Origin of the sequence: Bradyrhizobium aeschynomenes, assembly GCF_013178945.1 — a bacterium.
Classification (GTDB): Bacteria; Pseudomonadota; Alphaproteobacteria; order Rhizobiales; family Xanthobacteraceae; genus Bradyrhizobium; species Bradyrhizobium aeschynomenes.
Genome location: NZ_JABFDM010000005.1, coordinates 207,594 through 228,648, shown reverse-complemented (window position 1 = coordinate 228,648; position 21,055 = coordinate 207,594). Strand labels below are relative to the sequence as shown.

General features: G+C 65.3%; 15 protein-coding genes. 11 read left to right on the top strand and 4 right to left on the bottom strand.

All coding sequences use genetic code 11. The annotated features are described in order from the left end of the window. The first annotated feature begins 387 nt into the window (after positions 1-387). The gene (locus HL666_RS16720) at positions 388-1,365 is read left to right on the top strand and encodes a TylF/MycF/NovP-related O-methyltransferase (RefSeq protein WP_172182490.1); all 978 of its coding nucleotides are present in this window, start codon (positions 388-390) and stop codon (positions 1,363-1,365) included. A 6-nt stretch (positions 1,366-1,371) separates the two neighbouring features. Here the strand turns inward: HL666_RS16720 and HL666_RS16715 are convergent, their stop codons facing one another. Genes HL666_RS16715 through HL666_RS16700 form a run of 4 tightly spaced genes read right to left on the bottom strand, consistent with a single transcriptional unit; the run spans position 1,372 to position 8,271 of the window. Further along, on the bottom strand, positions 1,372-3,351 hold the full coding sequence (locus HL666_RS16715) for an acyltransferase family protein (RefSeq protein WP_172182489.1): 1,980 nt from the start codon (positions 3,349-3,351) through the stop codon (positions 1,372-1,374). Continuing rightward, entirely contained in the window at positions 3,329-4,414 is a 1,086-nt protein-coding gene (locus HL666_RS16710; protein WP_172182487.1) for a hypothetical protein, read from the bottom strand. The genes HL666_RS16715 and HL666_RS16710 overlap by 23 nt, the downstream gene beginning before the upstream one ends. A 28-nt stretch (positions 4,415-4,442) precedes the next feature. Continuing rightward, a complete protein-coding gene (locus HL666_RS16705) occupies positions 4,443-6,401 on the bottom strand; it encodes an acyltransferase family protein (protein WP_172182485.1) in 1,959 nt (652 codons plus the stop codon). A 19-nt stretch (positions 6,402-6,420) separates the two neighbouring features. After that, on the bottom strand, positions 6,421-8,271 hold the full coding sequence (locus HL666_RS16700) for a TIGR04372 family glycosyltransferase (RefSeq protein WP_311975782.1): 1,851 nt from the start codon (positions 8,269-8,271) through the stop codon (positions 6,421-6,423). On the opposite strand from HL666_RS16700, the gene HL666_RS34230 reads away from it, so the two are divergent. The 10 genes from HL666_RS34230 (at position 8,239) to HL666_RS16655 (ending at position 20,718) form a co-directional block, all read left to right on the top strand. After that, positions 8,239-8,496, top strand: a complete 258-nt coding sequence (locus HL666_RS34230; protein ID WP_246741565.1) for a hypothetical protein — start codon at positions 8,239-8,241, stop codon at positions 8,494-8,496. The genes HL666_RS16700 and HL666_RS34230 overlap by 33 nt on opposite strands. 333 nt (positions 8,497-8,829) lie before the next feature. Continuing rightward, the gene (locus HL666_RS16695; RefSeq protein WP_172182481.1) at positions 8,830-10,020 is read left to right on the top strand and encodes a class I SAM-dependent methyltransferase; all 1,191 of its coding nucleotides are present in this window, start codon (positions 8,830-8,832) and stop codon (positions 10,018-10,020) included. Beyond that, positions 10,020-10,556 (top strand): WbuC family cupin fold metalloprotein, encoded by a 537-nt coding sequence (locus tag HL666_RS16690; protein WP_172132997.1) that lies wholly within the window; start codon positions 10,020-10,022, stop codon positions 10,554-10,556. The genes HL666_RS16695 and HL666_RS16690 overlap by 1 nt, the downstream gene beginning before the upstream one ends. Further along, positions 10,553-11,293 carry an SDR family NAD(P)-dependent oxidoreductase gene (locus tag HL666_RS16685; RefSeq protein ID WP_172112720.1) on the top strand — a complete coding sequence of 247 codons (741 nt, stop codon included), beginning with the start codon at positions 10,553-10,555 and terminating at the stop codon, positions 11,291-11,293. Before HL666_RS16690 ends, HL666_RS16685 begins: the two co-directional genes overlap by 4 nt. A 68-nt stretch (positions 11,294-11,361) precedes the next feature. Next, positions 11,362-12,627 carry a class I SAM-dependent methyltransferase gene (locus HL666_RS16680; protein ID WP_172182479.1) on the top strand — a complete coding sequence of 422 codons (1,266 nt, stop codon included), beginning with the start codon at positions 11,362-11,364 and terminating at the stop codon, positions 12,625-12,627. A gap of 159 nt (positions 12,628-12,786) precedes the next feature. Then, the gene (locus HL666_RS16675) at positions 12,787-13,629 is read left to right on the top strand and encodes an ABC transporter permease (RefSeq protein WP_172112718.1); all 843 of its coding nucleotides are present in this window, start codon (positions 12,787-12,789) and stop codon (positions 13,627-13,629) included. A 24-nt stretch (positions 13,630-13,653) separates the two neighbouring features. Further along, on the top strand, positions 13,654-14,403 hold the full coding sequence (locus HL666_RS16670) for an ABC transporter ATP-binding protein (protein ID WP_172112717.1): 750 nt from the start codon (positions 13,654-13,656) through the stop codon (positions 14,401-14,403). A gap of 42 nt (positions 14,404-14,445) precedes the next feature. Continuing rightward, the gene (locus HL666_RS16665; RefSeq protein ID WP_172112716.1) at positions 14,446-15,522 is read left to right on the top strand and encodes a glycosyltransferase family 2 protein; all 1,077 of its coding nucleotides are present in this window, start codon (positions 14,446-14,448) and stop codon (positions 15,520-15,522) included. Then, entirely contained in the window at positions 15,519-17,630 is a 2,112-nt protein-coding gene (locus HL666_RS16660; RefSeq protein ID WP_172182477.1) for a TIGR04372 family glycosyltransferase, read from the top strand. Before HL666_RS16665 ends, HL666_RS16660 begins: the two co-directional genes overlap by 4 nt. Positions 17,631-17,829: 199 nt before the next feature. Continuing rightward, positions 17,830-20,718, top strand: a complete 2,889-nt coding sequence (locus HL666_RS16655) for an NF038122 family metalloprotease (protein WP_172182475.1) — start codon at positions 17,830-17,832, stop codon at positions 20,716-20,718. The last annotated feature ends 337 nt before the right edge of the window (positions 20,719-21,055 follow it).

Genomic DNA, 21,055 nt, shown 5'->3' with positions numbered 1-21,055 from the left:
TTGCGTCGCGGACGTAGGACAGCTAAGCCAAGGGGCGGTGGATAAGCTTGCGCCTGGCAGGACAGTCGTCGCATCCGTCGCTGTCGACCTCTGGATGGACCATGAGCGGGATCGCTCGGAGATTTCGGATGTTCGTCCCGTTCCAGCCGATGCCTGCACATGTCCCGCGTCACGCGCGTCGGATCCACCGAGCCCGGCCTGTGGCACACAGCTCCCCGATCGGCGCTGACCGCCGGCCGCTTGCGTCGGCATCCCGATATATGTCGCAAGCTGACACCACGTGTTCGGCGTCCCCGCCGACAGCCTTTCTTCGGCGCAGCATCTCGTCTGCGTCATCCCTCAACGCCGTTTTGCGGTGATCGAACAGTGCCGCGTTGGAGAATTTGAATGCTGCAACCGTTGAAGAATGCGCTCGCGACCTCGCTTCCGCCAGACGTTGTGTATTGGATGCGCTCGGTCAAGCGGGCGATCATGTTCGAGCCGCCGCTGCCCTGGCCGTATGGCGCAGGCCGGAGCTCCAGCGCTCAGGACAGACCTCCGGCCGTTGCAATCGCCGCACCTGACTTCGATGGCTCCGATGACGGACGCCTCATCCAGGACATCGCGCTGGAGAAATACAGCGCGCGGCAGCTTCCCTCGCCTGGCCTGTACTACACCTATGCCGACGTGCTGATCCTGCCCGCACAGGAAATTGCCAAGACGCTCACCCTGTGCGTCCAATACATCAACAGCTCTCACGTGATTGGCGATATCGCCGAATTCGGCACGATGGGAGGATTCAGCGCGCGGGCGATCGCCACCTCGATGGTGTTCGACCTGCAGCGGCAGCCGCTGAGCAAGAGCGCCTCGGGTGAAAATCCGTTCCGTATTCTGCGCCTGTTCGACAGCTTCGAAGGCCTGCCCGAAATCACCTCCCCGATCGATCAGGTCGCTCCGCACGTCATTTCCGGTGCATGGGCCAAGGGTGGCTGCAAGGTGCTGGCTGCGCCGCAGCTGCGCGCCCTGATCGGGAAGATCATTCCGCCGCACCGCTTCCAACTGTACGAGGGATGGTTCGCCGACACGGTCAAGACGCTACCGCCCGAGACGCGCTTTGCGATGATCCATTTCGACGGCGACCTCTACCAGTCGACCATCGATGCGCTCGTTCCGCTGTTCGAGCGCGGCATGATCTCGATCGGCGCGGTCATCTGCTTCGACGATTGGAACGCCAATCGAGCCATTCCCACCACGGGCGAGCGTCAGGCGTGGAAGGAGCTGGTCGAGATGTTCGCGATCGAGGCCTCCAGTGGCGGCGACTACTCGGTGGGCGGCACCCGCTTCATCATCCACTCCTATCGCGGCATCCCGGCCGATCCGATCTGACCTCGCTTACGGCGACGGCCGCTGGGCTGGTCCCAGCAGGCCGTCGATGGTGTGGCGCGCCAGGAAGATGGCGCCGGGCACCGTGAGGTGCCCCGGATCGAATGCCGTCAGTTGCGAGGCGCCCGGACCAATCCGGCTGAGACAGCCCTCGTCGTTGCAGAAGACGTCGCGGACAGAGATGTAGTCGATCCCGAGCTCACGGGTGAGCTCGCGAAACAGGGCATCCCGGCCGCGCGTCCATTCGTCGTTGGAACGGAAGAAGGTCCGCTCCGGCAACACCGCTCCGGTCTGCCGGTAGTAGTCCAGAACGTTGTGTGACAGGCCGACGCCCTGCCAGCTCGGCGGCGGTCCCATCACCACGATCCTCGCGATGCCGTTCGCCCTGAGCTGCGCGACCGTGCGGGGCAGGTCTTCGCGCAGCACCGCCTCGGCATGCCCCCAGGTGGCATCGAGAATGACGACGTCAGGCTGCAGGCGGCCGATCCGCAGCACGACATCGTCGTTGATGCTCTTGCAGAACGGCCGGGCCGCCAGCGTATAGCCGATCAGCGGCGGACAGGCCGAGGCGGTGTATTGCGCCACGTCATAACCGCGCTCCGCCGAGACGTGCAGCAGTCCCGGGTAGAGGGCCGCTCCATAGGAATCGCCCCAGATCAGCAGTAGCGGCCGGCCTCCGCGCCCGGCGCAGTCGGCGCCGAACGCGGACGCGGACTGCAGCAGCAGCAGGCAGCGGCCGCGCCGCCAATGTGATGACGTCTCGGTGCCCGAGAGCATGAAAGGCCTAATCTCCGGCGCGAAGCGGACCGGCAGGCCGTGCGTGCTGGTCGCGGCGATGCCGACCGGGATCATTGCCGCCATCGCTGCCAGCAGAGCTCCGACCCGCCATCCGACCGGTGCGGCCCCGAACCTGATCGGCTGCTCGATGAAGCGATAGGTGAGCCAGGCGAGCACGGCGCTCAGCGCCAGCACCGCGAACAGGCTCCATGCAGGCGCCGCTCCGCCGAAATGCAGCTTGGTGAAGGCGATCAGCGGGAAGTGCCAGAGATAGAGCGGGTAGCTGATGAGGCCGACGAACACCAGCGCAGGCCGCGCCAGCACCCACTGGACCGGCGTACCGCCGGTCGCAATCAGGGCCATGGTTGCCAGCACGGGGACGATGGTCCGAACGCCGGGCCAGGGCGACGTTGCGCTGAAGCCGAACAGGGCAAAGACGATCCCGGCCACGCCGAGGGCCGCGAGCAGGTTGCTGGTGCCCGCACCGATCCGACGATCGGCACGCTGGCGCAGCCACACCGCCAGGAGCGAACCCGCCAGCAGCTCCCAGCCACGCGTGGTCGGTGAATAGAACGCCCAGGCCGCCTCTCTCGCCGGGGTCGTCAGGCAGACCACCAGGGAACCAAGCCCGAGCGCGGCCACGATCGCCGCTTTCCATGACGGCAACCGCGCAATCAGCACGAACGCCGCCGGCCAGACGATGTAGTACTGCTCCTCGATGCCGAGCGACCACAGATGCAGCAGCGGGAGACGCTCCGCGCCGGGATCGAAATAGCCGACGATCTGCTCGTGCAGCATGAAGTTCTCGATGAACGCCGCCGCACCCTTGATGTTGGATCCGAGCGCTTCCATCGCGGCCACCGGAAGCAAGAACCAGGCGATCGCGAACGTCGCCACGACGACGGTGATGAGCGAGGGAAAGATTCGCAGGATGCGGCGGGCGTAGAAGGTCGCAAAGCAGAAGGTTTTGTCGGCGCATTGCCGATCGATGATGCCCGTGATGAGATAGCCGGAGATCACGAAGAACACGTCGACGCCGGCAAATCCGCCGGGCATCAGCTGCGGAAAGGCATGGAAAACGAGCACCGCGATCACCGCAACGGCGCGCAGCCCGTCGATATCAGGCCGATAGGGCAGCGTGTGCGCTGGACTCGGAGACGGCGGGGTGCGTCCCGTTGCAGCCCGGCCGTCAAGGCTTCCGGCGATCGTCATTGTCACGCATCCCCTGAAACGCCCGCGTCTGTTCCAGCGCGTCGATGAGGTCGCGGGTGAAGTCCGCGGCACCCTGGCCGTCGAGATGACCGCCGCCATCCCAGCTGGAATAGTCGGTTCGTGACGGAAGCGCCGTCTCGACGCCGATGGCCGCCGCGATCTCGCGCACCTGGGTCAGGCAGCCGTGAAAGTTGGGAACGAAGGTCAGCACCACGGGTGCGCCCAGAGACCGGACCATGTCGCGGGCGTTGGCGATCACATCGGGCGTGGTGTGACAGTCTGGATCGCGCGTCATCTTCACACGTGGATTGCCCTGGCTGAGAAAGCGCGGAAACGTGCTCATGTCGGCCGCCCCCGTCCGATCATCACGATCGAAGCGCGGCAGCGGTCCGGATCGCGGGCCGGCAAGCGCCTCGCGCCAGTGCCGCGTCGCGTCCTCGAAGCGCCAGCGCAGATTGCGCCGGATGATCTCGTACGTCGCGCCGTAGCGGCTGAGCTTGGTGCTGGGGATCGGGCGGACGTCGGCGCCGAACGCACGCGTCAGGTTGCGATGGAAGAAGTTGCCGCCGCCGCCGCCGTCGTCGGCGTTCAGGATCCACAGCCGCGGACGGATATGATGCCGGAGCGCGATCTGCCGCGCGAACTCGCCACTGGCGACACCGACGAACGCCATGTTGTAGAATTTCAGGCCGTATGGCTTTTCGAGACGCTCGTGCATGACGGCCTGGTCGATCGCGAACGACACCAGGGACGAGCCGAGGATGATGACGTCGGCCTGCCGCGCATTGTCGATCGAGCGGCCGATCCCATGATAGAACAGATCCTGGTCCTGGATCTCGGTGACGCTGTCGCCGCCGAAATTGCGGTACCAGGCCGGATCGCCGGGCCTGCCGATCGCGCTGAAATGGTCGCCGCCTTGCGCAGCCAGCCAGACGCCGAGTCCGCCCAGCATCGCTGCCGTCAGTCCGAGCAGGCAACCGAGATAGCGGCGTCCGGCCGGGCCGAGGCCATCAGGATCGACCTGGTGTCCGGCACGATCGGTCCGCTCTACCCGACGATCCATGTTGCCCCCGAGGCGCCCGGACAAGCGACTATTTCGGCAGGCCCGGCACGGTGTCGAGCACGTGCCGGGCAACGAGGAGCGACGCGGGATAGGTCAGATGCCCGGAATCGAAGGTGGTGAGCTCCGATGCGTTCGGTCCGATCCGGGTGAGGCAGCCATTGTCGTCGCACATGAACTGACGCAGCGAGACATAGTCGGCGCCGAGGCGTTTGGCCTGAGCGGCAAGAAACGCGTCGAACGGCTTGGTCCACTCGTCGACGGTGCGAAACCAGGTTCGCTCCGGCAGCACCGTGCGAGTCCGGAAATAGTAGTCCAGCATATTCGCCGGCAGCCCGTCGCCCTGCCAGGTCGGCGGCGGCCCGACGATCACGACGGCCGGCACCCCCGCTTCCTTGACCAGGGGGATGGTGCGCTCGAGGCCGGCACGGACCTCGTCGTCGCTGGCCCGCCAGGTGCCGTAGAAGATCACGACGTCGGGCTTCAATTCGGTCAGATGCCGTAGCACCGCATCGTTCGAGGGCTTGCAGAGCGGACGTTGAGCATTGACGTAGCCGATCAGCGGCGCGCAGGCGGAGATCGCAAATTCGGCGACGTCGAAGCCGCGCTCGGCGCCGAACTGGGCCAGTCCCGGATAGAGCGAGGCGGCATAGGAATCGCCCCAGACCGCAACGAGTGGACGGCGGCCCGTGCCGAGACATTCCGGTGCAAACGCACTCTGATCAGCCATCAGCAGGCATTTGCCGTTCCGCCAGCGGAACGCGGTCTCGCTGCCATCCAGCATGAATCCGCGGATCTCGGCCGGGATGCGCGCCGGCCAGCCGTTGGAGCGGTCGGCGATCACGCCGACGATCCCCAGCGCGACCATGCCGCCGAGCAGGCTGCCGACCTTGAGCGGCACCCGCCGCCGCCCAAAGCGGATCGGCCGCTCGATGAAGCGATAGGTCGCGAAGGCGAGCAGCAGGCTGGCAGCGATGATCGCGATCATGACCCACGCCGGCACCTGATCGACGAACTGGATGCGCGCATAGGCCATCAGCGGGTAGTGCCAGAGATAGACCGGATAGCTGATCAGGCCGACGAAGACCGCCGGCGTCGAGGACAGGACGTAGCGATGCACCAGCGTGCCGCTGGTCGCGATCAGGGCGGCCGCGCCCAGAACGGGAAGCAGCGTGCGGACGCCCGGATGCGGCGTGAGGCGGCCGAAGCGCCAGAATGCGATCACGATCGCGAGCAGTGCAGCCAGCGCGATGAGCTCGCGGACCATCGCACTGTCGATCAGCGGCTGCGGGCGAGCCTCGACGCTGCGTCCATTGACCCAGAGCGCCAGCCCCGAGCCGACCAGCAGCTCCCACGCGCGCGTCACCGGCAGATAGAAGGCGTAGTCCGGCGCCCGGGGCTGCACGATCAGGCATGCAATGAACGAGGCTGCCGCCAGCGCGATCGTGATGGCGAGGCTCCAGCGCCGCCACGCCCCGATCAGCATCAGGAGCAGCGGCCAGACGATGTAGTACTGCTCCTCGATCGCCAGCGACCACAGATGCAGCAACGGCTTCTTCTCTGCCGCCAGGTCGAAATAGCCGACCTGCCCGAGCAGGATGAAGTTCTGAATGAAGACCGCGCCGCCGGCGATGTTGGTGCCGAGCGACTTGAGCTCGCGCGGCGGCAGCAGGAACCATGCGATCAGGAACGTGACCAGCACCACCGCGATAAGCGCCGGAAAGATGCGGCGTATCCGGCGCGCATAGAAATCCGCGATGCTGAAACTGTTCGACAGCATCTGCTTATGGATGATTCCGGTGATCAGATAGCCGGAGATGACGAAGAAGATGTCGACGCCGTAGAAACCGCCGGGCACGGCAGTGGGAAAGGCGTGGTAGAAGAGGACCGGAAGCACGGCGACGGCGCGCAGCCCGTCGATCTCCTCGCGGTAGCCGAGCGGCGTGGCACGGGCTTCTTCCAGCGACAGGTTGGGATGGGCGAAGTTCATCGGAGCTGATCGATGCGTTTCAGGAGCGGTTGAGAAGCGACGCCGAATACTTCTCCAGGAAGTAACGGGATGGTCGCGAGCTGCCGAAGAATCCGGGAATATTGACACATTTCTCCCAGGCATCATCCACCGGCTTGATGACGGGCGGCGCCCCGGACGACAGATCCAGCACCTCGCGGGTGGTCTCCAGGATCTCGTCGGCGCTGCTTTCGCTGACGGTCAGGCCCGCCGCCTGGACGGTCTCGTAGGTCGGGAACGTCCAGCGCCAGGTCTCGGAGGTGACATCGCTCAACGACAGCAAACGCCCATCCCTCGTATGCACGGGCTTGAGCGAGAACCGGGTATCCTTGGACCATAGCAGCCCGACCGAGCTGAGGGCATTCACCATCGCCGTCGGAATGCCGAAGCTGGTCGCGACATAGGCGAAGCCCGAAGTCGTGCCGATGAACATCCGTGCGCGGCGCATCAGGTGGATGTCCATCTCGGGCACCTGATCCTCACAGCGCGCATAATCGACGACGCGCGGCATCTCCGGCAGTGGCGGCGCCCTGCGCCCGCCCATGCGGATGACCCAGCCGCCCTGATCGGTGATGAACCGCACGGTGTCCAGATAGTTGCCGATCGTGGCACTGCGAATCGACTCGCCCGTCCCGAGCGTCTCGCCACGGGCCTCGGCGTCGCGCATGTGGAGACAGACGAACCAGTCGTCGGGCCCAAGCCCCCATTTCTGCCGCAGCGACTGATAAAGCGTCTCGACGCGATCATCGACACGAAGCCGCGCGTCATAGATGTCCCGCAGCGGAAAACCACGATTCTCGCGCTCCCACTGCTGGAGCGCCATCGACCCGGCGTCGTTCCAATAGACGCTATGGCCGTCCTTGAACTGAAACGCCTGATGGGAATCGCCGAGGAACGGCGTCAGGCTGGCGAGTTCGTGCCAGACCGCCGGCGAGACCCCCTCGTCGCCAAGAGTGAGCGTCGGGCAGATGTCGGAGAACAGCGACAGGAACGGCTTGTTGGCGATTCTTTCATTGTAGGCCAGAAGCACCGGCTGGCCGGACCACCACCCCATCTTGCGCATCATCAGGTGAACATTGAGATGCCCGTTGTGGCCGATCAGCGCGCTCCAATCCGGCGACAGCAGCCTGACGTTCGACAGCTCGGTGCCGATCCGGTCGAGCTCGCGCTTGAGCTCCCGCGACGGCGACGGAAGCGAGCGGCGCAGTCGGCGCTGGGTATCCATGCAGCGCGTATAGACCAGCGGCACGAGGTCGCCTTCGCCGAAGTGATAGGTCCGCAGCAGCAGATGGCGGTAGGCGTAGAACAGGTAGACGTCGAACGCGAGCTCACGATCGATCGTCCGTTCGGGAAGCTGCTCCCACTGATGGCCGCCCTCCTCCAGCTGGCCAATCACGCCATTGATGTCGCGAAGGCCGAGATCCCTCATCAGGCGGTCGACAATGTCGCGGTCACGAAAGAAGTAGGGAATGTATTCCGCGGCCAGCACGTCCGGCGACACCTGCTCTGCCTCGACGCGCCCGTTGAAGATGCGCTCCTCATATTGAAAGTTGCGGTGCTCGAGCATCAGCCGGACAAAGGTCCGAAGCTGCGGCGAGCTGCCTGCGAGCTTGGACCAGTTCAGGGTGTGGATCTGCGTCAGCAGATCCATCGAATAGCCATTGCCGAAGGGGTCGACGCCCTGCACGCCCCGGCTCTTCTGCTGCGTGACGCCGCGAAACACGGTGAGGGCTTCGGTCCGATAGCCGGCCAGCAGCAGATAGAATGCGACCTCGTCCGCATGGCGGCGCGTGAACGGACCGTGCAGGATCCAATCGAGATGCGCCTTGACGAAGGGCCCGCAGAAAAACACGAAATGCCGGTCGAGCGCACCATGATTGAAGAAATGGCGAAACCACACGGTCAACCGGAACCGCGCCTTGAACGGAAGGCAGGTAAAAGCGATGTTGCGCGCGAAATGACGGGCGCGACTCTTTCTCAGCACGCGGAAAGCGAAATGCGCGAGGCGCAGCACAATAGGCTTGATGCGAGCTTTGATGCGACGCGTGAGACGTTCGATGGTGCTCTCCTCGGGTGAGATTGTATCGTACATTGCTGCCCGCCCGAACCGTCGCCTGAAAAAGTCTCAGGACACGCTTACTTCGGGGCAGTTCGGCGATCAACACCCGATCGGCTGTTTGACCGCGCCAACAGCGCCAATCCCTGGGACAAATCGATATCGACCGTGTGCGCGGGCCAACCGCAATTGCGTTCAGCGATCAGACAGCGTAAGATTGAGCAGCCGCGCGGATCCGCCGCTAGAGCACGTCAGTGGTACCGCTACGTTCAGCGCCGGCCCCGGGGCGATCGACCGAATTTCAACGAGGCAAACGCGTTCATCGCGAGGCCAGGGCACCTTCAAGGCACCTTGATGACATCGACCTGCCGCCTCTGCGGAAGCGACATTGCCACGCCCGCTCTTTCCCTCGGTTCAGTTCCGGTCTGTAATGCATTCAGCAAATCTGGGCGGGCTGACCGTCGTGTCGATCTCGACGTCGTGGAATGCGAGACGTGCCGGCTGATCCAGCTCCTTCAAGCCCCGCCGCCCGCTCTGTTGAGCCCGGAGGTGCCCTGGATTCGCTATCGGGAACCCGAAGGCCATCTCGATGCGCTCGTCACCAGCCTGACGTCGCTGCGTCCCGGCGCGCGCCGCGCGGTCGGCACCGGCCCGTTCGAGCAGCCGCTGTTGTCTCGGCTCGCCACCCACGGCCTGCACACGCAGGCTCTCTCGCTCGACACCACCGCCCCGGATGGCCGCCATCCCTACCTTGAAAGCTGGCAGGCCACCCTTGGCAACGAGCATCTGGCGACGGTCTCGGCGCAGCATGGCACGTTCGACGTTGTCTCTTGCCGCTACATCGTCGAGCACAGCCCGACACCCGTTGCAGCCTTGCAAGCCCTCAAACAGCTGCTCTCTCCGGACGGCGTGCTGCTGATCGAGGTCCCCGACAGCAGCAAGTTTCTCGCGGCGCGCGACTATTGCTTCCTGTGGGAGGAGCACAGCTGCTACTTCGTCGAGGACACGTTGCGGCAGCTGGCGCACGCGAGCGGGTATCAGGTGCTGGCGCTGCTGCGCTACCCCGGTGCACTCGAAGATGCCCTCGTCGCCGTGCTGGCCCCGGGTCACGTGACCGCCCCATCACCCGCGCAAGGTCCCTCGACGCTGTTTGAGACCTATCGCAGCAGCTTCCCGGAGCAACGGGCCCTGGTGCAGGCGCGGCTGCGCGCGGGTGCCGGCCCGCGGCGGGATGGGCTGGCGCTGTTCGGCATCGGCCATCACGCCATCATGTTCGCCAACGCCTTCGGCGTTGCGGACTTGATCGCCCTGGCCGTCGACGACGACGCGGACAAGCGCGGCTTTTTTCCGCCCGGCCTTCGCGTCCCCGTGGTAGGCTCGGAGCAGCTCCTGGTCGATGAGCGGATCACCACCTGCCTGTTCGCCGTCGCCCCTCACATCGAGGGCCGGGTGCGCGACAAGCTCGCGCCGCTGGCAGCACGGGGCGTGGCGTTCCACTCCATCTACGCCGCGCTCGACAATGCAATCACGAAGGATCTCGCCTGATGAGCCTGGTTCAGAAATCCCCTGAGGTATTCCTCGCCGAGGGGCCCATTGCGGCGGTCGGCCAGGCCGAGATCAACACCCTGAAGGCCGCCGTCAAGGCCAGCCCGAAGCGCCGCGCCCGCATCAACGCGCATCCGGATGGTGACGATTCGCTGCACGAGATGATCATCGCGATCGACGCGAGCTCCTACATCCGCCCGCACAAGCATCCGGGCAAGAGCGAAGCGTTCCACATCATCGAGGGCGAGGTGGACATCGTGGTCTTCAACGACGACGGCGAGATCGAACGCGTCGTCGAGCTGGGGCCGCCGGGCGGCACCCGTCCGTTTTATTATCGCATGTCCAACGCCTTCTTCCACACGCTGATCATCCGCAGCGATCTGTTGATCGTGCACGAAATCACCAACGGCCCGTTCCGCCCCGGCGCCAGCGTGTTCGCCGATTTCGCCCCCGAGGACAGCGACACCGCCAAGGCCGCGGCCTACCAGGCCGATCTCGTCCGGCGCGTCGCAGCGCTGCAGGACGCCGCGGCATGACCCACCATGCCGTCGTGGTCGGCGGCACCCGCGGCCTCGGCCGCGTGGTCGTCGAGCGCTTCCTGGCGCGCGGCTGCGCGGTCAGCGTGGTGTCGCGGCAGCGTCCGGCCGAATTCCCGGATCGAGCCGACCTGAAGCATTTCTCCGCGGATCTCGAGCGGAGCGACAGCTTTGCCGGGCTGTGGAGCCAGATTGCCGAGGCCAACGGCCCGATCCGCTACCTCGTCCTGAGCCAGCGCTTCCGCGGCCAGGGTGATCCCTGGGCCGGCGAAATCCAGGTCGGCCTGACCGCATCACGCGACCTGATCGAGGGCTTTTCCGGTCATTTTGCCGGGGATGGCGACCGCGCGATCGGCGTGGTCAGCTCGGTCTATGCCGAATTCGTCGGCTCCTCGCAGCCGGTCGGCTATCATGTCGTGAAGGGCGGCCTCAACGCGATGGTCCGGCATTACGCCGCGACGCTCGGCCGACGCGGCATCCGCGTCAACGCGATCATGCCGCTGACCTATCTGAAGCGCGAATCGCGCGTGTTCTACGAGCAGAACGAGAAGCTGATGGAGACCTACCGGAAGCTGGTCCCGCTCGGCCGGCTCGGGACAGCCGAGGAATGCGCCGACGCGCTCGACTTCCTGTGCAGCGAGCGTGCCTCGTTCATCAACGGGCAGAGCCTGTTCCTTGATGGCGGAGTGTCCACAGTCTGGCAAGAAGAGGTCGCCAAGAGCTTCGCGGGGCTGTAAAACGCGCCGCAAATTCCTCTTCGGCCGACATCCCGTCTGCGGGATCGCCAACCCAGGATCGACACGTCATGCAGCACGTCAAGCACAAGACCGATTGCCGCCTGTGCGGATCGACCTCGCTCGATCACGTGCTGCCGATCAGGCCTTCCGCGATCGGCGACGCGTTCGTGACGGCGGACCGGCTGAGCGAGAAGCAGGATCTCTACCCGCTCGACTGCTATCTCTGCCTGAGCTGCGGGCACTTGCAGAATCTCGACGTCGTCGACCCCGACATCCTGTTTCGTGACTACACCTACCGCACCTCGGTCTCGCTCGGCCTGGTCGAGCATTTCAAACGCTACGCGCAATCCGTGGTCTCCACGCTCGGTATCCCCAAAGGCAGCCTGGTTGCGGAGATGGGCAGCAATGACGGCTCGCTGCTGAAGGCGTTCAAGAACGAGGGCATGCGGGTCCAGGGCATCGACCCCGCCCGCGACATCGCCGCGACCGCCACCGCGGAAGGCGTGCCGACGATCCCGGATTTCTTCACCAGCGCGCTGGCGGCCCGAATCAAGGCGGAACAGGGCGAGGCCAAGCTGTTCTGCGCCAACAACGTGTTCGCCCATATCGACAACATGTCGGACGTGGTGAAGGGCATCCGGCTGCTGCTCGCCGACGACGGCGCCTTCGTGTTCGAGGTCTCCTACATCGTCGACATGATCGACAACATGGTGTTCGACACCATCTACCACGAGCACGTCTCGCACCACGCGCTGATCCCGCTCGAGACCTTCCTGAACCGACACGACATGACGCTGTTTCATGTCGAACGGACCGGCACCAAGGGCGGCTCGATCCGGGCCTTCGCGCAGCCGAAATCGACCGGCCAGCGGCCGCGCTCGGCGGAGCTGTCGAAGCTGATCGCCGAGGAGGAGCGGCGCGGCGTGACCAAGCCGCAGATCTACCGCGACTGGTTCGTGGCCATCGAGGACTGCAAGCGCAGGGTGCTCGCTTATCTCGACCAAGCCATCGCTGCCGGCAAGCTCGTCGCCGCCTATGGCGCCTCGACCACCACGACCACCCTGCTCTACCATTTCGAGCTCGAGAGCCGGGTCAAGTTCATCGTCGACGACAACCAGCTCAAGCACGGCCGCTTCAGCCCGGGCGCCCACATCCCGGTGCTGCCCTCCAGCGAGCTCGCCACCCGGAAACCCGACGTCGTCGTGATTCTCGCCTGGATCTATGCCGACCCCATCCTGAAGCGGAATCAAGCGTTTCTGGATGCCGGCGGCCGGTTCCTGGTGCCGCTGCCGGAGCCCCGGATCGTCGATGCCGCGGGATCGGCCGCGATCTGAGCAGCGGCCCGGACGGTGGTGGCCGCCTTCGAAGCTGCCCTGTTGACAGTCCCTGCGTAACATGGTCCAGCAAGCGCGGCGATCGGCCGCCGGCGCGCGCGGAGATGGCCGCTTTCGTCTGGCAGGCCAGATACTTACGGCATTCGCGAGGTAGCAGGAATGACCACCTTGACCGATGGACAGGTCGAGCGCTTCGTGGTTGCGGATCAGCGTCGCGTCTCCTGGGCAAGGTGCCGCGAGGACATTGCTCCGTTCATCACCCGCCATGTGACCTGGCGCGCGCTCGCAGCCGGCGACATCCGCTCGAAATACCGCCGCACCATGCTGGGCCCGTGGTGGATCACGGCCACCAACGCAATCACGGCGCTGATCATGGGCGCGGTGGCCGGTCGCTTCCTCGGCGCCGACATGAAGACCTATCTGCCGCATTTCATGGTCAGCATGACCATCTGGAACTTCATCGCCTCCTCGCTTGGCGAGTCCTGTTACACGATGATCAATGCGGGCGGCATGATCAAAGCGGTGGACATGCCGATCCTGATCCACGTGATGCGCATGGTTCAGCGCAACCTGATCATCTTCCTGCACAACATCGCCATTATCCCCGTCATCTGGCTGATCTATCCGTGGTCGATCGGCTTCGTCAGCCTGCTGAGCCTGTTCGGATTGGCCCTGGTCTACGTCTTCATCGTCAGCCTGACCACGATCGTGTCCATGATCTGCGTGCGTTACCGCGACGTGCCGCCGGTGATGAATGCGATCATTCAGCTGCTGTTCTTCATCTCGCCGATCATCTGGGCGCCAGGACAGATCAAGGGCGGCACATTCATCGTCGCGCTCAATCCGATCGCCTATCTCCTGGCCGTGACGCGTGACCCGCTGATGGGCATCGTTCCCAGCCTCGCAAGCTGGGCCGGCGCGATCGGATGCGTCGCCGTCTTGACCGCCGCCATGGTCTATATCTACACGCGCTATCGCTCGCGCGTCGTGTACTGGGCCTGATGTTCAGGCCATCCGGGATCCCTCATGCCTCTGATTGAAGCCAAGCAAATCGGCATCGAATTTCCGGTCGCGCCGCCGAACGCACGATCCTTCCGGCATCTGGCCATCAAGGCGGCGTCCCGCGTCGGTGGCCGGGTCTCGAAGAACGAGGGCTCGTTCCAGTTCGTTCAGGCGCTCGACGACATCAGCTTCACCCTGAAACACGGCGACCGGCTCGGCCTCGTCGGCCACAACGGCGCCGGCAAGACCACGCTGATCCGCGTGCTCGCCGGGATCTACGAGCCGACGCGCGGCTCGTTGCGGGTCGTCGGGCGCAACGTGCCGATGTTCGACATCGGACTCGGCATGGACGAGGAGGCCTCCGGCTACGAGAACATCCGCACCCGAGGCCTGATTCTGGGGCTGTCGCCCGAGGAGATCGAGCAGCGCGTGCCGGAGATCGCCGAGTTCGCCGAGCTCGGCGACTATCTCGAGCTGCCGATCCGGACCTATTCTTCCGGCATGCTGCTGCGCCTGGTGTTCTCGATCGCGGCCTCGATCCATGGCGACATCATCCTGATGGACGAGTGGATCGCGGTCGGTGATGCGCAGTTCCGCAAGAAGACCCATGGTCGGCTGCAGGAGATCACGAACCGCTCGGGGATCGTCGTGCTCGCCTCGCATGATCATGGCCTGCTGCGCGACACCTGCAATCTCGGGCTCTATCTCGATGGCGGCCGCGTGCGCGCGTTCGGCGCGCTGGACGACGTTCTGAAAGAGCTGCCCAAGGTTTGAGCGGCCAGGCTCGACAGCATGCGGCAGGAAGCTCGCCGAACCATGACCACGACGACCGCCAGCGCCGCCTCTCCGACCGTCCCGACCGTCACGCTGGTCGTCCCGAACTTCAACCATGCCCACTACCTGTCCGAGTCGCTCGGCAGCATCGCGAACCAAACCCGCGCCCCGGACCGCGTCATCATCATCGACGACTGTTCGACGGATGACAGCATCGCGGTGATCTCACGCTTCCTGGCCGACCGGCCGAGCTGGCGGCTGATCCGCCACGAGATCAACCAGGGCGTCGTACGCGGCCAGAACGAAGCGCTGGCCATCGCGGACACCGATTGGATCGGCTTTCTCGGCGCCGACGACGCGCTGCACCCGACCTATCTCGAGAAGGCGATGGCGCAGGCCGCCGATCACCCGGACGCCGGCCTCATCTTCGCCTGCTGCGAGATCATCGGGCCGAACGGGCCATCCGCCAGACGCATGCTGCGGCCGATCATGCTGCCGGCGTCCGCCTCCACGATGCTGGCGCCGGCGGACGTCCGCCGCATCCTGCGCGTCGGCGACAACTACTTCTCCGGCACCACATCGCTCTATCGCCGCAGCGCATTGCAGGCGCTGGGCGGGTTCGACGTCAAGCTCGGCTCGTTCTCCGATGCGTTTCTGGCGCGACGGCTGGGGCTGACCTATGGCTGCTACTTCATTGCCGATGCGCTGGGCTATTGGCGCATTCACGGCCAGAATTATTCGACGGCGACGGCCACCGATCCAGCCTCGCTCAATTCCAAGCTCGCGGAGATCGGCACATTGATCGCTGAAAGCCAGCTGTTTCCGCAAGGCTATGGCGCGCTGTTCGCGCGGCGCAACCGCTTCGGAGCCGCGCGAACGGTGTTGGGCGGCGATACGGCGCCGTCGGCCAAGGCGGCGCGCGTGTCCGCCCTGCTCGGCGGTACGATGCTCGATACGCAGCTGCTGCGGCTGACGTTGAGCTTCGGAGCCATCGGCCGTGTTGCCGCGCTGGCCTGGGTGACCCTGCGGACGCGGCCGATGTCGCTCACGCGCCTGCTCGCCCAGACTGCAGCGCGACGTTCGATCATCTCGGCGACGCCGGGCTATCGCGCACGATGACGGCTCGTTCGCCCATCGGCTCGCTTCGGCACCGCCTCGGCAAGCGGCAGGCGACCACGGCCTCGATCCGCGTCGTTCCAACGAGACAACCATCACCGCAGCCGCCGCGAAGCCGTTGGTCGCCGAAAACCTGGCTGACCACATCGGCATTTCGCCTCTACGCGTTCCTCAGCGCGAGGCGCCGGCAATTGCTGCCGCTGACCACCCGCGCCGCAAACATCGTCGACAGCAGGCTCATCGTTGCCCCGTCCGGCGCCAGGTTGCTGCGACTGATGGATCGGCAGCTGGCAAAAGGCTCGCCGGTCGGCGGGCTGCTGGCCCGCTTGATCTCGACGTCGCTGGCGGCGGCCGCTCAGGTCCATCTGGCTGCGAGCCGCAAGCCGAGCGCGATGCGTGCGGTGCGCGTGCTGAACCTGATCTTCCGCGGTCAGGTTCGATCCCGCGCCGGAATCGGCGCCCAGGCCTATTTCACCACGCTGGCGCTGTGCAGTGCCTACGACCGGATCGTGCGCGAGGTGCCGCAGCCGGAGACGATCGACAGCTTCGCGATCAATTTCGCGGTCGGCGTTGCCCACATGTATCGCGGCAATCTGCCGGTGGCGGCCCATTTCCTCGCAGCCGCCGCAGCCTCGGACGACGGCAACGCGTTGCGCAAGCTCGGCTCTGTCCATGCCTTGGCCGGCGACCACGCCCAGGCCGCCGCTTGCTTCGAGGCATCGGTCGCGCGCGATCCCCGCTCCGTGATGGCGCATCAGAACTATGCGGGCGGCTACGATCCGTCGACCTACACGCCAAGCGCCTGGGAGCTGGAAAATGCCGGCGAGCTGCTGATCTACGACAATCTGATCCAGCTCGGCGAGAACTTCTATCACCAGGGCCGCTACGACGACACGTTCCGCAGCTACCAGGCGGCGCTCGATCACCAGGATGCGCTGGCGCGCAAATGGTCGATCCCCAAGGCGCTGGTGCAGCGCATCGCCGCCTCCAGCAGCATCTTCGATCCGACGCTCCCGGTGCGGCTGCTCGGCTACGAATGGGTGACGCTGATCGGCCATGTCGGCTTCATCGATTGCCATTTGCGCATGGCGGCGCTGGGCATGCTGCCGCGCGCCAACTACGTGCTGCTCGCCCCGCCTGGCAAGGTGGTCAACCAGCCGTTTCTCAGGCTGTTCGCGCCGCATGTCACGATCATCGAGGAGCCCACGCTCGTCGACGATCTGCTTCCCTATCAACGGCTGGTCGGCGACCAGTTCATCGCCGTGCGCGGCGAGAATGGCGTGGCCGAGCCGTGGGCCCACGCGGCCTCGCGCGCGCAGGTCGCCTGGGCTGCGCAGCAGCGCGGCCCGATCGTGAAGGTCCCGCCGGAACTGATGAATGCAGGCACGGCCCGACTGCGCGCGGCGGGCGTCACGGCGAGCTGGTTCGTCGCGATGCACATCCGCGAAGGCGGCTATCACGGTGACGGACCGGGCACCACGCGGCAGCATCGCTCCGCCAATGTCGGCGACTACCTCGCCGCCATCGCTCACATCGCCGCACGCGGCGGCGTGGTCGTGCGCCTCGGTGACCGCAGCATGACCCCGCTCAGCGACGTGCCCGGCGTGTTCGACTATGCGCATAGCGACATCAAGTCGGCGGAGATGGACCTCTATCTCTGCGCGGCCGCGCGCCTGTTCGTCGGGACGACGTCGGGGCTGACCACGGCTGTGCAGGCGCTGGGAACGCCGATGCTGCTCGTCAACTGCATCTCCAACGACTGTCAGTTCTGGCACGAGCGCACCGACTTCACCGTGCGTCCGGTCTACGACCGGCGCAACAGGCGCTATCTGTCGCTGAAGGAAACCTATCGCCAGCCGCTGCAGGCGCTGCTGATCGACACCGCCGTGCTGTCGCGCCATGGGCTCGAGATCCACCCGAACAGCGCGCAGGACATCACCGAGGCCGTTCGCTACAAGCTCGACTGCCTGGACGATGCCGGCAGGTCGCTGCGCGCGGGCGGGCCCCTGCTCGATCGCTATCACGCAGCTCTCGCTGGCAACCCCTATAATTTTGGTGCTGCCTTACCAGTGCCGGCATTTCTCGACCGGCTGCCGGAACTGCTCGGTTGAGCCTGCGAGCGAGCCTTCGTTCGATGGACGCCCGCAGCAGCCATCGCCAGTAGTTTTCCTGTCCCTCGGTAGAGCCATTAACCTTCGGGCAAGACGATCGGCCTGATAGGTAGGTTTCGCACGGTCGCGAATCGCACGCAGCGCGATTCGGAATCGGCGATCCATGCTCCGCTCGATGCGAATGGCAGGAACCGACGCAATGCCAGGGCAGTTACAGGGCTCCCCGATCACAGACCCCTACGACGCAGGGGTCGGCCCACCTCCGTCCAATCCCGTCGAGCTTCCGGAAGAGGCCGTCGAATCGCTGCTCGCGCAGGGCGATTTCGCCGGCGTCGGCGCCGTTACGGCGGTGAGCGCTGGCGGATTGACGATCAACCTGTTGTTCGACACCGCCGCCATGAACGCGCCCGCGAGCTTCCGGGCCGGCATTCAGCAGGCGGCGGCGATCCTCACGTCGGTGATCTCGGATCGGATCACGGTCAACATCAAGATCGACTATAGCGGCGTCGGTGGCGGCGCAGCAGCGGGCCCTGACGGCGGTCAGTGGATGACCTATTCCAGCGTCAGGTCCAACCTGATCAACTATGCCAGCCCCGGCGATACCACCTTCAACGCCTTGCCGGCCGGTTCCAGCATCCAGGGGCAGTCCTATGTTGCGGTCTGGAACACCCAGCTGAAGCTGTGGGGCGGGCTCGGCGCCAACGACGCGACCACCGACGATGGCAGCGCGACGTTCGCGACCGATATCAATCCGAACCTCCTGGTCGGCGTGGCGCTGCACGAGCTGACGCACGCCTTCGGCCGCGTGCCCTACGGGCCGCAGCCCGACATTTTCGACCTGTTCCGTTTCTCCAGTCCGGGCGTCCGGCTGATGACCGGCGGCGCAACGGCGGGGACGGCCTATTTCTCGCTCGATGGCGGCACGACGAAGCTGGCGGATTACGGTCAGTCCTCGGACCCCAGCGACTTCCTGAACGGCGGTGTGCAGGGAGCGAATGATCCCTTCAACGAGTTCTACACCTACAACACGCTGCAGACGCTGACGGCGGTGGATCTCAAGCAGATGGATGCGCTCGGCTTCCATCTCGTCTCCGCCACGCCGGTCACGATCGAGGCTGTGGGATCGATCAGCCTGGTTCAGCTGGGCATGAGCTACTTCCTCAATCCCGTCGGCGGCGGCACCGGCCCGCAGATCAAGTTCGGCGGCAGCACCGTCCAGCCCGGACAGTTGGGCGGCTGGGCCCCGATCGCGGCCGAGACCAGCGGCAGCGGCTACCAGGTTGCCTGGAAGATGTCCGGTGCCGACCTCTATACGGTCTGGAATCTCGACAGCAGCGGCAACTACACGGGGAACCCGATCGCCGGCGTTTCGGGAGGCTCGGCTGCGTTCGAGGCGTTCGAGCCGTTCTTTCATGAGGACTTGAACGGCGACGGCACGATCGGTGTACCGACCACGGTCATCGAGGCGATTGGTTCGACCAGTCTGGTCCAGTCCGGCAATGGCTATTTCCTCAATCCGGTTGGCGGCGGCACCGGTCCCCAGATCAAGTTTGGCGGCGCCAATCTCGTGGTCGGTCAACTCGGCGGCTGGGCGCCGATCGCTGCCGACGTCGTCGGCAGCGGCTATCAGATCGCCTGGAAGATGGCAGGGGCCGACCTCTACACGGTCTGGAATGCCGATAGCACCGGCGCCTACATCGGCAATCCGATCGGGGCCCTCAGCGGCACCAACAGCGCGCTGGAAGCGCTCGAACCCAACCTCCACCAGGATCTCAACGGCGATGGCACGATCGGAATTCCAACCGTCGTGATCGAAGCGGTGGGATCGACCAAGCTCGTCCAGTCCGGATCGACATACTATCTGAATCCCGTGGCCGGCGGCACCGGACCACAGATCATGTTCGGCGGCAGCGTCGTTACCGTCGGTCAGCTCGGCGGCTGGGCCCCCATTGCCGCCGACGTCGTCGGTAGCGGCTATCAGATCGCCTGGAAGATGGCCGGGGCCGATCTCTATACGGTCTGGAATGCCGACAGCAGTGGCAGCTACACCAGCAATCCGATCGGGGCCCTGAGCGGCACCAATAGCGGCCTGGAAGCGCTGGAGACCAACCTCCACCAGGATTTGAACGGCGACGGCACGATCGGCATTCCGTCAGCCGTGATCGAGGCGCTGGGATCGACGAGCCTGGTGCAGTCCGGCTCGACCTACTTTCTCAATCCGGTCGGCGGCGGCACCGGGCCGCAGATCATGTTCGGCGGCAACGTCGTCACCGTCGGTCAGCTCGGCGGCTGGAATCCGATCGGCGCAGAGGTCTCAGGCAGCGGCTACCTGGTCGCCTGGAAGATGGCAGGCGCTGATCTCTACACGGTCTGGAACACCAACAGCAGCGGCGCCTATGTCAGCAACGCGACCGGCGCCGTTCCCGGCGGCTCGGCAGCCCTCGAGACGCTAGAGACCAGCTTGCACCAGGATCTGAACGGCGACGGTACGATCGGCGTGCCGTCTCACGTCGCGGCGAGCACGCAATCCCTGACGTCCGCGAGCAGCCCCGACGTGATGCTGACGCTGTCCGGCAGCTTCAGCGGCTATCTGGTCGGCTTCGGCGGCACCGGCGACCAGATCGACCTGAGCGGCATGGCCTATGCGTCGCTGCAGACGCATTTCGACGCCGGAAGCGGGCTGCTGTCGCTTCGCGACGCCACAAGCAGCACAGCGCTGCACTTCCTCGGTCCGCTGTCGGAGGACAGCTTCCACTTCAGCGATGACGGCCACGGCGGAACGATGATCTCAGGCGCCACGGGTCCCGCAAGCGGCACTGCGCCGCAATCCGTCTCTTTGGCCGGACACGACACCTTCGTCTTCGCCGAGCATTTCGGACAGGTCAGCATCGCCGATTTCACCCTGGGCAGCGACACGATCGTCGTCAGCCACAACGTGTTCGCGAGCCAGTCGGCACTGTTGGCGTCGATCCATGACGATGCGGCCGGCAACGCGGTCATCACCGATGCGGCGCAGGACAGTATTACGATCCAGCATGTCACGACCGCGGACCTGTTGGCCCATCTGTCCAGCTTCCATCTCGTCTGATCGGACCGCACCGCTCATCTGCGCCTGCCAAAGCCGCCTGATTGCGCGACCTTCGCCGACGACGATGCGGCCTGGGGCAAAGCCCGGTCAGCCGACGCCGACAACCGCTGCCATGAACGCCACCGGCGGTTGAATTCAATCACACAAATCGAACCGCGACATATGGCCGGCGGCGCCATTCTTCAGTAACATTTTACACAAATTCGCAGGGCATCACTGCGCGATGCTCAACTTTCATCTCTCCTGTCGGACTCCGGGGCGGGATCAACAATAATTTCAAGCATGCTGTACGAATCTGATCGCGCCGAAGAACCGTCCCACCGCTGGCGAGAGGCCG